The sequence below is a fragment of the Priestia sp. ABM2_011 genome (assembly GCF_056158845.1).
In genome coordinates, this window is sequence record NZ_JBSWUB010000001.1 from 1,900,278 (window position 1) to 1,912,536 (window position 12,259).

Sequence of the window (12,259 nt, forward strand, 5' to 3'; positions counted from 1 at the left end):
GGATTATCATGTTAAAAACGACTCAAAAAGAATTTTGGTTTATTGTTGGTTCACAGCATCTTTACGGAAAAGAAGCGCTAGCAGAAGTAAAAGCACACGCGCAAAGTATGACTGATACTTTAAATGAAAGCGGTATCTTACCTTATCCGCTTGTGCTGCAAGATTTAGCTGTGAGTGCTGATACGATTACAAGCATGATGAAAGAAGTGAATTACCGAGATGAAGTTGCCGGTGTAATCACGTGGATGCATACGTTCTCGCCTGCAAAAATGTGGATTCGCGGTACCAAGTTACTGCAAAAACCGCTGCTTCATTTGGCAACACAATTTAACGAAAGTATTCCTTGGGAAACAATTGATATGGATTTTATGAACTTGAATCAGTCCGCTCACGGTGATCGTGAATACGGCTTTATCAACGCGCGTTTGAACAAGCAAAATAAAATTGTAGTAGGCTACTGGGAGCGCCCCGACGTACAGCAGCAAATTGCACAGTGGATGGACGTAGCCGCTGCTTATAACGAAAGCTTCAACATTAAAGTCGCGCGTTTCGGTGACAATATGCGCAACGTCGGCGTAACGGAAGGAGACAAAATCGAAGCGCAAATTCAATTTGGATGGACGGTTGACTACTTTGGAATCGGTGACCTTGTTCAATATGTAGATGCCGTTACGGAAGAAGAAATCAATGATTTATTTGCTGAATATGCCGACGCGTATGAATTTGTTTACGGCGATTATTCTGCAGAAGACTGGGAATCTAGCGTAAAAGTACAGGCAAGCTATGAAATTGCGATTAAACGTTTTCTAGACGAAGGCGGCTACAGCGCTTTTACGACTAACTTTGAAGATCTATACGGCATGAAGCAGCTTCCTGGTCTAGCGGTACAGCGCTTGATGGCACAGGGATACGGCTTTGCTGGTGAAGGAGACTGGAAAACAGCGGCGCTTGACCGCTTGCTCAAAGTGATGAGCCATAATCAGTCAACGGGCTTTATGGAAGACTACACGTATGAATTGGCTCCCGGACGTGAGTCAGTGCTTCAATCACACATGCTTGAAGTAGACCCGACGCTAGCAGTAAACAAGCCAAAACTAATCGTTTCTCCGCTAGGTATCGGTAACCGCGAAGATCCGGCCCGCTTAGTGTTTGACGGTAAACAAGGAGAAGGCGTAGTCGTTTCTATGGCTGACTTCGGCACGCATTACAAGCTGTTAATTAACGAAGTATCGGCATTTGAGCCGGAAGTTCCAGCCCCAAACCTTCCGGTAGCACGCGTGCTTTGGAACATTAAGCCGAACTTTCAAGACGGCGTTAAAGCGTGGATTGAAAACGGAGGAGGCCATCATACGGTTCTTTCATTAAATTTAACTACGGATCAAATTGTGAGCTATGCAAAGCTTGTGAATTTAGAGTACGTCATTATTAAGTAAGCATCATTACTTCCAAGGGAGCGCTGCTTCCTTGGAAGTGAAAATATAGCGTCAGTAAAAGAACGCCGTGTTTAGAAATAAATGAAAGCGTTTTAAATAAGTGTGGCAGGAAGAAAAACTAAGACAATACAAAGGGGATATAATCATGAGTAAAGTATCAAGTAAGTTTATCTTCTTCTTCGGCTCATTTGCCGGTATTTTATTCGGTTATGATATTGGGATTATTGCTGGTGCAGAAGGTCATATCCGTGAAGCGTTTCATTTAAGTCCGCTGTGGCTGGGGATTGTAGTTTCATCGCTAATGGGTGGAGCCATTATCGGTTCTATTTTAAGCGGATTATTAGGTGATAAGTTTGGACGAAGAAAGTTAATTTTAATTTCCTCTATCATTTTTCTGTTAGGCTCCATAGGTTCAGCGATTGCACCAGAGGAAATTACGTTAACGATTGCGCGCGTCTTTTTAGGTACAGCAGTGGGAACGGCTTCTTCGCTAGTTCCTGCCTATATGTCAGAAATTGCACCTGCTCATATTCGCGGGAAGCTTTCAGGTTTAAATCAGCTAATGATTGTAATTGGATTATTATTAAGCTATATAATAGCCTTTATTTTTGAGCCGGTTCCAAACAGCTGGCGATTAATGCTTGGCAGCGCCGGTATTTTTGCAATCGTCTTATGCATCGGTATGATCAAGCTTCCAGAGTCACCTCGCTACTTAATTAAAAACGGAATGGCAGATAAAGCGCGTGAAGTACTGCGCACGCTTCGTTCCTCAGCAGCGGAAGTCGAAGCTGAAGTATCTGAAATTCAAAGCGTAGCTGTGCATGAACAATCAGGCATTAAACAGCTGTTTCAGAAAAAGTTTCGTTTAGCTTTAATTATCGGTGTCGGAATGGCAACTTTTCAGCAGATTCAAGGCTCCAACTCAATTGTTTATTATGCAACAAGCATTGCCCGTCAAGTTGGTTTAGCGCCGCAGGTAGCTGCTGGTTTTACGGTTATTGTTGGGGTAATCTTCGTTGTGACAACACTTATTTTTCTGCAGTTTGTTGATAAATTCAACCGCCGTACCATTCTTACGGTTGGCGGAGCGGGAATGGCTCTTTCCTTTTTTACACCGGCTATTCTTGGAGCAGTAGGCGTTAATGAATCCGTTGTTAACTGGGTTACGTTAATTGCACTTTGCTGCTTTATCCTGTGCTATGCGTTTTCTTGGGCGCCGCTTACGTGGATCATTGTAGGAGAAATTTTCCCGCTTTCTGTGCGCGGAATCGGTGCTGGTATTTCATCTGCCTTTAACTGGACAGGATCGCTTGCAGTAGGGCTTGTGTTTCCTATTTTAGCCGATCAGTTTAGCTTAGGTGTGATCTTTTCAACGTTTGGGATCATTTGTATTCTCGGATTATTCTTCATACGCTTTGTAGTTGTCGAAACTAAAGGGCGCAGCCTAGAGCAAATTGAAACAGACATGGCAGCTCGTTCTGAAAGAAATTCGTTAAGTCCAGTTGAGCGTAATAAATATGTTTAATTGTCGTAAATGTTTTAAATGTAAGGTGCTGAGATAAAAATATTTTAGCTGAAGTGAAAAACGAACCACTAATCAAAGTGTTTGATTAGTGGTTCGTTTTTTTATGGTGACTGCAGGTTTCATCTGTTGAGTTTCTTTTAGCAGTTGATTGGAGGGAAAGACGCAGACTCCTGCGGGAAAAGAGGAACAGGTGAGACCCCGCAGGCGCACAAGCGACGAGGAGGCTCATCGGCCGCCCGCGGAAAGCGAAGCCTTGCACGGAAATCAACTGCGGTGTCACAAGCGGTTCAGCTCATGTATTCCTTTGTTCATTTTTGGATTATGCTCCAGCTCGTATTAATAGATACTGAGATTCTAGCTTTTATGTTGTCCTATCCGTGCTTAACAAAATGAAAGAATAGATAGGCTATGGAAACTAATTTAAATGTGCGTTCTTCTTACAAGAAGATAGTGACCTTCATCAGCAAATTTCCATATAAATAAGTAAGCTTGTTTACTTTTAACCAATTTTATTTAGTAATAGGAGGATTAACTAGTTGATGAATTTGACGCTTCATGAACGTTCTGAAAAGTTATTAAAGCAAAGAATTAAACAATTAAATCCGAGAGATCCATTCAACTTTGTTTTTATGGGCGACAGCAGAGGTGACGGACCAAACGATAATTGTTACACGATGAGCGGTGAATTTGAGCTTGTGTTAAAAAAGGCGGTGGAATTGAATCCGCTGTTTATTATTCATGGGGGAGACACCGTGTATACAGGAGAAAAGAGGTATTTGGAGCACTTTGTTAAAGTTGTCGAAAAAATAGCACCAAACATTCCCGTGTTTGTATGCGTAGGGAATCACGATGAATTAAACCTTGAAGAAAGCAACCTCGAAAACTTCAGAGCCACTATCGGAAAAGTGCACTGGGTCATTGATATTCCTGTCTTTAACTTCCGGTGCATCGCATTAAATAATATCATCAGCCCCAAGAATAAAATATATGGATTTACAGATAGAGAGCTGAATTATTTAGAGCAGCAGCTAGAGGATGCTCCTCGTAATACCGTTGTAGCCATGCATGCGCAGCCAAATATTGGCCGGTGGTCAGACCTGGGAGGTTTTCCTGTAACGACTCCTCAAAGTCAAGAATTTTTTGATTTAATTCAAGAACATCGCGTGAAAAAAGTGTTAGTCAGCCACGTGCATGCGTATGACGAGCAGTTTATTAGAAAAAACAGAAACGGGTCGTTTACGCTTGGAAGAGGTACTGATTTTGTATTATCAGGAGGCGCGGGTGCTCCCCTTGATTTTGAACCGCCTTTAATTTTAAATAATTATAATTTTACGGAGTTTTTTGTTAGCAGGTACGACATTTTAGGACCTCTTCTTTGGAAGGATTTTGGACGACCTCGAAGAAGTTGTTTGTAAAAACAAGAAAGTAGAAAGCTAGGTTCAAAAAAAAGAGGCTGGGACAAAAGGGTTTTAGGCGAAATGAAAAATGAACCACTAATCAAGCATCTTGATTAGTGGTTCATTTTTTTATTAGGGTAAACGTAGATTTCATGTGTATAGGTCTTTCTAGCAGGTGATTGGAGGACAAGACGAAGACTCCTGCGGGAAAAGCGGAACACGTGAGACCCCACAGGAGCGTATGCGACGAGGAGGCTCAGCGACCGCCCGCGGAAAGCGAAGTCTTGTACGGAAATCAACTGCGGTGTCACAAGCGATTCAGCTCATGTATCCCATTTGCCTTTAGATTGGATTCACTTGGTTATGTCTCAACCTCTTTTGGAAAACCGTACGAAACCTTGTAGCAGAAGGCTCAGTCAAACGTTATAATAGATAATGAATGATGATATATTCTCTATATTTGTCATATATTTGTATTACATATGTAATTGAAGAAAAACATTCACTTGATATACTGTTTAATGACTTAACTTTATCTTAACATTCACAGTGAAATGCGTGTTTATAGAGGCTTAAAACATACACAGCAAATGGAGGAGCTATCATGGCAAACGAAAAGATGCAAGAAGGACTCAATCGTTTTATTAAGGAAGATTTAAATGACCTTTTAGGTAGACTGTTCCCCCTAATGGACCGAGAATGTGCGGAAGAAAAGAGAATGCTTATCGAAACGGCGGTAGAGTACATCTATTCTTCAGGGTATCATCAAGGAGCAAAAGACTTGATTGAAACACATCGAAAAGATGATTACAAATTATTAAGGCAAAAATTAGCGTCAACGCCTCCTGAAAACTAATTTTTTTGAAATTTCTTTTGACAACATAAATGTAAGGTGTTAAGATGACTCTACATTCAAAATATTATAAACAATTAAAACTCTTATTGAGAGAGGCGGAGGGACTGGCCCTGTGAAGCCCGGCAACCATTTAACAATCTTGTTAAAAAGGTGCTACATCCTGCAAAGCGTACAGCTTTGAAAAATAAGAGAGGATTTCATAGATACTATGCCTCTCTATTCATGATAGAGAGGCTTTTTATTTTATGTGAATATGTTTTGAATGAACAATTTCATAGAAATGCATCAGGTGCTGTGTAACGAATGTACGCAGCTTAAAAGGGAAGACCGGTGAAAAGCCGGCGCGGTCCCGCCACTGTAATGGGGAGCAACTTATTAACCACTGTTTCATGTTGAAATGGGAAGGGATAGGAAGCGATGAACCTAAGTCAGGAGACCTGCCTGTTGTATGCACTTAAGCTCTACGGGATATAGAGAGGAGTGAGGAATACGTGTTGAGAAAAACAGGCTATCTCAACTTTAGTTAAGTATGCGTATCATCTCTCTTTTCATTTCGAAAAGGGAGATTTTTTAGTTTAGCGATAAAAAAATATATAGGGAGTGGAAAAAATGAGCAGTGTAAAAAGTTCAAATGTAGGTTATCCAAGAATTGGTGAAAAACGAGAATGGAAAAAAGCGCTTGAGCAGTTTTGGGCAGGAAAGATAGAGAAAGATATCTTTCTTCAGGAAATTGAAGCTCTTCGTCTTGGGCATCTGAAAAAACAGCGTGACGCAGGAATTGAATTAATTCCAGTCGGCGATTTTAGCTTATACGATCACGTGTTAGATACAGCCGCTATGTTTGGTTTGGTGCCAAAGCGCTTTGAATATAACGGAGGCCCGGTATCCCTTGAAACGTATTTTGACATCGCCCGAGGAACAAAAGGTGCGGTAGCCTCTACGATGACAAAATGGTTTAACACAAATTATCACTATATCGTACCAGAGCTTGACGAATGTACGCCTGCCCTTGTAGAAAATCGTCCGCTTCAATTTTACAAAGAAGCAAAACAAAAGCTGAATATCAAAGGCAAACCCGTTATTTTAGGTCCAGTAACATTTGTGAAGCTGTCAAAAGGATATAAAAAAAGTGAGTTTAAAAAAGTAGTTGAACAGTTTGTTCCTCTTTATGCAACAATCTTAGCGGAGCTGGAGGCAGAAGGGGTCGAGTGGGTACAAATAGATGAGCCGATTTTAGCTACAACGCTATCAAAAGAAGACCTGGCACTGTATAAAGAAGTCTATGAAGCTTTGAAAAAAGCGGCACCGAATGTAAAAGTCATTTTGCAGACGTATTTTGACAGCGTAGATTACTATAAAGAAGTAGTTGCTCTTCCTGTTCACGGAATTGGATTGGATTTTGTACATGACCGAGGCGAAAATCTCACGGCGCTTAATAAATATGGTTTTCCAACTGATAAAGTGCTGGCAGCAGGAGTGATTGACGGACGAAACATTTGGCGTGAAAACTTGGACGAACAGCTTTTAACAATCAGTGAAATTGAAGAAGCCGTATCAAAAGACCGTTTGATTCTGCAGCCTTCATCAAGTTTATTACATGTTCCTGTCACGGTGAAAAGCGAAAAAACCATTGAGCCAATTCTAAAAAACGCGCTGTCTTTTGCAGATGAAAAGCTAAAGGAAATCACGCTTTTAACAAAAGCGGTGCAGCAAGGAAAAGAAGCAATAGAAAAAGAAATAAGTGAAAGTAAACAGGCGATTCAAGCATTAAATGGATCATCTTTTCGAAACCATCAAGACGTGCAAAAAGAGCTGAAGCAGCTGCACAGCTATAAAGCACAGCGCCAAGCGTCGTTTGACGTACGTCAACGCGTTCAGCAAGAAGCGTTTCAACTGCCGCTTCTTCCAACGACAACAATTGGAAGCTTTCCGCAAACAAACGAAGTGCGAAAAGAGCGTCTGAAGTGGCGTAAAGGAGAGTTAAGCGATGAAGCATATGAAGCGTACATTAACGCTGAAATCAAAAAATGGATTGAAATTCAAGAAGACATCGGCTTAGATGTCCTTGTGCACGGAGAGTTTGAGCGCACGGACATGGTTGAATACTTCGGTGAAAAATTAGGAGGTTTTCAGTTTACGAAGTTTGGCTGGGTGCAATCATACGGTTCTCGCTGCGTGAAGCCGCCGCTTATTTACGGAGATGTCTCGTACGAGCAGGCGATGACGATCAAAGAAACGGTCTACGCACAGTCTCTAACCAATAAGCCTGTTAAAGGAATGCTGACGGGGCCGATTACGATTTTAAACTGGTCATTTGTGCGTGATGATATCCCGCGCTACGACGTGGCAAATCAAATTGCGCTTGCTCTTAGAAAAGAAGTGGAAGCACTTGAAAGTCAGGGCATCTCAATGATTCAAGTAGATGAACCGGCGCTGCGTGAAGGACTGCCGTTAAAACGAGAAAACTGGGAAAGCTACTTGAACGCCGCGGTGTACGCGTTCAAATTAGCCACAGTATCGGTGCAAAACGAGACGCAAATTCACACGCATATGTGCTATTCGGAATTCGAAGAGATTATTGATGCGATCAAAGCGCTTGATGCCGACGTGATTTCCATTGAAACGTCCAAAAGCCATGGTGAATTAATTTATGCGTTTGAAAAACATACGTATAACCAGGGAATTGGACTTGGCGTATATGATATCCACAGCCCGCGCGTACCGAAGCTTGAAGAGCTGACACGAAACATTGACCGCGCTCTAAAAGTGCTTGATCCTGCATTGTTTTGGATTAATCCCGACTGCGGTCTTAAAACAAGAGGAATCAGCGAGACGGTGGAAGCTTTAAAAGTGATGGTTGAGTCTGCAAAACAAACAAGAAAAAATTTATTACAAAACGCTTAATAACAAGAAAGTAAAGGCCAAGCAGTGTAAACGCTACATTGCTTGGTCTTATGGGTTTTTAAAGGCCAAAAATATCCATTGACACTTCCCTTAGATTTTTGTATCTTTTTAAAGGTGTTTTTAAAATCAGGGAGGTACAACATGAGTAACAACAGCACGCAGCACGTTAAAATTGTAACAGCTGATCCATCAGCGCTAGGCCTATTCGGACTTGCCATGGTGACACTTGTTGCATCGTTTCAAAAGCTTGGGGTAACCGATGGTGTTTCATTGGTATTGCCATGGGCGATTTTTTTAGGCGGAATAGGGCAGCTAATCGCGTCTATGCAAGATTTCAAACATAATAATACCTTCGGCGCAACGGCTTTTGGTGCCTTCGGTTTATTTTGGCTAGGTGTAGCTATGACATGGCTTATTCAGCTTGGAGCATTTGGAGAAGCGCTCGCAAAAGAAGCGGATCCGAAGCAGCTAGCATTTGCTTTTGTCGGCTACTTAATTTTCAGCGTTTTTATGACGATTGGAGCAATGGGCACTCATAAAGTATTATTTATTATTTTTGTGTTAATTGATTTTTTATTTATTGGATTATCGCTAAGTACATTTGGTGTGGCATATGAATACACGCACTTACTAGCAGCAGTCTCAGAGCTATTAATTGCTCTGTTTTCATTCTATGGATCTGCAGCGGCTGTATTAAATACTCACTATGGTCGAGTTGTGCTTCCAGTGGGCAAGCCATTTGGTGCATTTATTAAATAATCAAGACGTTCATTAAACAGCGAAGTAGGGTTGAATTCTGTATGATGCAGAGGTCAATCCTTTTTTGTTTGTGCGTTTTTATATATAGTAGAAAGAGAGAAAGAGAATAGTAGCTTTTAATGAAAGGAAACGTTTCAATGATTATAAGACAAGTGGATGAAAAAGATTTAAACCAATTAATTACGTTAGAAAACAAAGGGTTTACACCTGATGAAGCTGCCTCAAAAGATGCATTTATCACGCGGATCAAAACCATTACTGATACGTTTATCATCGCTGAAGAAAATGACGAAATAATTGGATATGTGAACGGACCCGTCATTTCAGCTCCGTTTATTACGGATGATTTGTTTGAAAAAACGATTTCGAACCCTGAAACAGGTGGTCATCAAAGTATTTTAGGTATCGTTGTAAACCCCAAGCATCATCATAAAGGAATTGCCAGTATGCTGCTAAAAGAGTTTGAAAAACAAGCGCGGAACAAACAGCGCGTAACGGTGACTTTAACATGTAAAGAAGAATTGATTCCGTTTTATGAAAAAAACGGATATGTGAATCAAGGAGTTGCGCAGTCCCAGCATGCAGGCGTGCAGTGGTTTAATATGAGTAAGGAGCTTTAATTTTTACGAAAAATAAAATGATATAAAAAAAGCACAAGTTCTCTTTTAATGAATTTGTGCTTTTTTTACTCTTTATTATGTATAATTATTGTAAATATGTAAAAGTGAGGGTGTTTACATGAATAAGTACGGCGTGCTTTCTTTTATACTAGTAATCATCAGCTTTTCATTTTTTATGGTAAGAAGAGGTCCCGGTGTGAATATGTATGTCGATATTGCAGTGCTAGGGATTCTTTCGCTGGTGGGCATTGTTTTTGCGTCTGTGTCGAAAAAATGGTATTCAATTATTGGCGGAGTTGTTTTAAACTTTTGGATGCTTTCATTAGCAGTGTTTTTGTTCGTTGTAGGCATTATAGAAAAGTAAGAAGTGAGGGGTTTTTAACTAATTTTAATAAATGTATAACAATAAGGGGAAAATGGACAGGACAAAAGTATTTTAGTTGAAGGAGATTCCGAACGATGAATTGAGATTCTTAATGAAGAATCAAATTTGTTCGGGTTTTTTTATTGTGATGGTGAACATGTGCTTAATCTATCCCGTTTGCTCGTCTTTAGATTGAATTAATTTTGTTATATCTCAATCTCTTTTTTAGGTAGGTAAGAGACATTAATTTGTCAAACATATTTGACAGTAACAAGGAAGATAATATAAGATATGGGTGTAAAAAGTTTTTTACATTTTAGAGATGAGTGATGAATGGTGGAAAATCTAATTAAAGAACTGCGTAAAGTCAAGCGGATGTCTCAAGATGAATTGGCGAAAGTATGCGGAGTATCGAGACAAACGATTAATGCAATTGAAAACAATAAGTATGATCCAAGCTTAGCGCTGGCTTTCCAGCTGGCCCAAGAACTGGGAGCAACAGTAGATGAGCTGTTTTTATTTCATAAATCATAAGTTAGTAAAAAAAGGTAATGTGAAGCAACGATCTTCCTAGTAGGCGTGTTGACGATTCTGACCTATAAGCGAACAATACATAAGTAGGTAGAAGATTAATACTATTTCTATTGCTTCATATAAAAAATTCACCAAGAGATGGCGGTGAAATGAATGAAAAATCGAGCTGCACGAGTAGCTCTTACAAGTACGGGCATGTTACTGTTGATGATAACGTTAATACTTCCTGTTCCGGGATTAATCTACAGTCTGCTTGTAGGAAGCAGCATTGTACTAAAAGGATGCGGAACAGGAGGAATAAAAAGGTGTATCACCTGAATGCAGCGTGATGCGGAAAAGGAGGTTCCTTTTGAAAAAAAGAACGATTATTATAGCTGCACTTTTATTTATCATCGTATTTTATTTTACATATACCGGGAAAGCCTATCAGTTAAAAGACGTCATAAAAGTAGAGGAAGCAAACGTTACGCGTATTGAAATAGATACGGACGAAGGAAAACGTGTAGTAGATGATAAAAAAGAGATAAAGCAAATCGTACATTCTTTGGCAAAAGTAGAAGTGAAAAAAAGCAAGGAACTCGATCCAAAGTTTGACCAGTCTTACTGGGTAAAAATCGTTGAAAACGGAAAAGATGCGTACGGATTAACGATTTACGATAATGACTACATAAAAGCGTTTAACTTTGAAGATAAAAAACAGGCGACGTATACGATTGTTAAAGATCAAAAAGTAGATGTTAAAAAGCTGTTTTCAACTAAATAAAAAACCTACTAAAAAAGACAGCCTGCGCTGTCTTTTTTTATAAAAATAATAGATTGAAAATTTTGACTATTTTGAGTGGAATTAATCCTTGCCTATATAATTAATAAATGATTGAATTAGGTCAATATCAGGGTTAACTAACAGTGCTGGAAGAAGGCCAAATGTTAATAATACAAGGACGTTTGATCCAATAAAGATGCGAAGTGCTTTTTTGATTTTCATGATATTTCCTCCCTTTTTTATATTTTCGTATAAAAAGAGAAAAAAATCAATAGAAATGTGACGAAATTGTGAACTTTTTGTCTGATAGTCCCTGATAGATTATAAAAATTCCCTCTCTATACTAGATAAAGAGGGGATATAGTAAATCATAAAATATGTAGAAACATTAAAAGTACATGCGCAGATTCCCGATAAATCGGTAGAGAAAATAGCATGAAAAGCCAATTAAGATACATCCAGCTGCAATAGAAACCCATTTGATATAAAGCTGATTCAGCACTTTTCTAGTTCCAGAGACAATTGTCATTAAGCCCAGATCATGAATTAAAATTCCCGTTAATATTCCGGCAGCAATCACTAGGAAATGAAACGAGTGAGAGGCTTGAAGCGAATTTGTCAGCACCGTCCCAAACACGCTCAGCCAAAAAATGAGATTGCTCGGAGAAATCGCAACAAAGATTCCGTTCACATAAGAAGAGGCAAACGACTTTTTTATGTGTTCTCCAGGAGCCGTTATATCATGATCCGCGTGTCTAATGCTGTCATAGCCAATATAAAGTAAAAAAAGTGCCCCTACAAGCCACATAACAAGCTGGATAAAAGGAGCAGACAAAAAAGAAGCCAGTCCAGAGTAAAGAAGCACAATTAGCAACAAATCAACCGTCATGCCTCCAAGTCCCACAACCCAGCCGTGAAGAAAACCATTTTTTAAACCTTGCTTCGTCATTTCAATCGTTACCGTACCAACGGGAAGGGCAATCGAAAGACCGAGCAGCACATTTGTTAAAAATAACGTCACCAAAAACAAAACCTCTTTCAATCTCGTATCTACTATCGTTTTCCGTTTAAGTGGTCTTTCATTATATAAAAATATGTAATAAA

At 39.7% G+C, this 12,259-nt stretch carries 15 protein-coding genes and 2 riboswitches; of the genes, 13 read left to right on the top strand and 2 right to left on the bottom strand.

Annotated features, from left to right (window positions below; all coding sequences use genetic code 11):
- The first annotated feature begins 8 nt into the window (after positions 1–8).
- From araA to ACXAE4_RS10155, 13 genes are all read left to right on the top strand, one after another.
- Positions 9–1,433 (top strand): L-arabinose isomerase, encoded by a 1,425-nt coding sequence (gene araA / locus ACXAE4_RS10095; RefSeq protein ID WP_098999160.1) that lies wholly within the window; start codon positions 9–11, stop codon positions 1,431–1,433.
- A gap of 145 nt (positions 1,434–1,578) precedes the next feature.
- Entirely contained in the window at positions 1,579–2,958 is a 1,380-nt protein-coding gene (locus ACXAE4_RS10100) for a sugar porter family MFS transporter (RefSeq protein ID WP_154990053.1), read from the top strand.
- 144 nt (positions 2,959–3,102) lie between these two features.
- Positions 3,103–3,351, top strand: coding sequence for a hypothetical protein (locus ACXAE4_RS10105; RefSeq protein ID WP_261763712.1), 249 nt, complete (start codon positions 3,103–3,105; stop codon positions 3,349–3,351).
- A 146-nt stretch (positions 3,352–3,497) separates the two neighbouring features.
- Positions 3,498–4,373, top strand: coding sequence for a metallophosphoesterase family protein (locus tag ACXAE4_RS10110; protein ID WP_223546690.1), 876 nt, complete (start codon positions 3,498–3,500; stop codon positions 4,371–4,373).
- 157 nt (positions 4,374–4,530) lie between these two features.
- Positions 4,531–4,701 (top strand): hypothetical protein, encoded by a 171-nt coding sequence (locus ACXAE4_RS10115; RefSeq protein ID WP_186806743.1) that lies wholly within the window; start codon positions 4,531–4,533, stop codon positions 4,699–4,701.
- Between the two features lie 258 nt (positions 4,702–4,959).
- Positions 4,960–5,211 carry a hypothetical protein gene (locus tag ACXAE4_RS10120; protein ID WP_028414722.1) on the top strand — a complete coding sequence of 84 codons (252 nt, stop codon included), beginning with the start codon at positions 4,960–4,962 and terminating at the stop codon, positions 5,209–5,211.
- Between the two features lie 80 nt (positions 5,212–5,291).
- Positions 5,292–5,402: riboswitch (SAM riboswitch) on the top strand.
- Positions 5,403–5,481: 79 nt separating this feature from the next.
- A riboswitch (cobalamin riboswitch) is annotated at positions 5,482–5,670 on the top strand.
- A 150-nt stretch (positions 5,671–5,820) separates the two neighbouring features.
- Positions 5,821–8,115: a 5-methyltetrahydropteroyltriglutamate--homocysteine S-methyltransferase gene (gene metE / locus ACXAE4_RS10125; RefSeq protein ID WP_289578166.1), complete on the top strand. Its 2,295-nt coding sequence runs from the start codon at positions 5,821–5,823 to the stop codon at positions 8,113–8,115.
- A 141-nt stretch (positions 8,116–8,256) separates the two neighbouring features.
- Positions 8,257–8,874: an acetate uptake transporter gene (locus ACXAE4_RS10130; protein ID WP_048019411.1), complete on the top strand. Its 618-nt coding sequence runs from the start codon at positions 8,257–8,259 to the stop codon at positions 8,872–8,874.
- Positions 8,875–8,993: 119 nt separating this feature from the next.
- The gene (locus ACXAE4_RS10135; RefSeq protein ID WP_165636348.1) at positions 8,994–9,494 is read left to right on the top strand and encodes a GNAT family N-acetyltransferase; all 501 of its coding nucleotides are present in this window, start codon (positions 8,994–8,996) and stop codon (positions 9,492–9,494) included.
- Positions 9,495–9,612: 118 nt separating this feature from the next.
- Positions 9,613–9,858, top strand: coding sequence for a hypothetical protein (locus ACXAE4_RS10140; protein ID WP_028414718.1), 246 nt, complete (start codon positions 9,613–9,615; stop codon positions 9,856–9,858).
- A gap of 333 nt (positions 9,859–10,191) precedes the next feature.
- Positions 10,192–10,392, top strand: coding sequence for a helix-turn-helix transcriptional regulator (locus ACXAE4_RS10145; RefSeq protein ID WP_034328143.1), 201 nt, complete (start codon positions 10,192–10,194; stop codon positions 10,390–10,392).
- Positions 10,393–10,545: 153 nt separating this feature from the next.
- Entirely contained in the window at positions 10,546–10,710 is a 165-nt protein-coding gene (locus ACXAE4_RS10150) for a hypothetical protein (protein WP_165573570.1), read from the top strand.
- A 31-nt stretch (positions 10,711–10,741) separates the two neighbouring features.
- Entirely contained in the window at positions 10,742–11,155 is a 414-nt protein-coding gene (locus tag ACXAE4_RS10155; protein ID WP_154973920.1) for a DUF5301 domain-containing protein, read from the top strand.
- 81 nt (positions 11,156–11,236) lie between these two features.
- Here ACXAE4_RS10155 and ACXAE4_RS10160 read toward each other — a convergent pair whose 3' ends face one another.
- Complete coding sequence (locus tag ACXAE4_RS10160; protein WP_013058226.1) at positions 11,237–11,377, bottom strand: hypothetical protein; 141 nt, start codon at positions 11,375–11,377, stop codon at positions 11,237–11,239.
- 166 nt (positions 11,378–11,543) lie between these two features.
- The gene (locus tag ACXAE4_RS10165; RefSeq protein ID WP_028414714.1) at positions 11,544–12,176 is read right to left on the bottom strand and encodes a LysE family translocator; all 633 of its coding nucleotides are present in this window, start codon (positions 12,174–12,176) and stop codon (positions 11,544–11,546) included.
- Positions 12,177–12,259: the final 83 nt, after the last annotated feature.

Bases quoted from the DNA above. Each gene is read 5' to 3' on its own strand.
- araA (WP_098999160.1), top strand. From the start codon at position 9: ATGTTAAAAACGACTCAAAAAGAATTTTGGTTTATTGTTGGTTCACAG.
- ACXAE4_RS10135 (WP_165636348.1), top strand. From the start codon at position 8,994: ATGAAAGGAAACGTTTCAATGATTATAAGACAAGTGGATGAAAAAGAT.
- ACXAE4_RS10160 (WP_013058226.1), bottom strand. From the start codon at position 11,377: ATGAAAATCAAAAAAGCACTTCGCATCTTTATTGGATCAAACGTCCTT.
- ACXAE4_RS10150 (WP_165573570.1), top strand. From the start codon at position 10,546: ATGAAAAATCGAGCTGCACGAGTAGCTCTTACAAGTACGGGCATGTTA.
- ACXAE4_RS10110 (WP_223546690.1), top strand. From the start codon at position 3,498: ATGAATTTGACGCTTCATGAACGTTCTGAAAAGTTATTAAAGCAAAGA.
- metE (WP_289578166.1), top strand. From the start codon at position 5,821: ATGAGCAGTGTAAAAAGTTCAAATGTAGGTTATCCAAGAATTGGTGAA.
- ACXAE4_RS10140 (WP_028414718.1), top strand. From the start codon at position 9,613: ATGAATAAGTACGGCGTGCTTTCTTTTATACTAGTAATCATCAGCTTT.
- ACXAE4_RS10130 (WP_048019411.1), top strand. From the start codon at position 8,257: ATGAGTAACAACAGCACGCAGCACGTTAAAATTGTAACAGCTGATCCA.
- ACXAE4_RS10145 (WP_034328143.1), top strand. From the start codon at position 10,192: ATGGTGGAAAATCTAATTAAAGAACTGCGTAAAGTCAAGCGGATGTCT.
- ACXAE4_RS10120 (WP_028414722.1), top strand. From the start codon at position 4,960: ATGGCAAACGAAAAGATGCAAGAAGGACTCAATCGTTTTATTAAGGAA.
- ACXAE4_RS10100 (WP_154990053.1), top strand. From the start codon at position 1,579: ATGAGTAAAGTATCAAGTAAGTTTATCTTCTTCTTCGGCTCATTTGCC.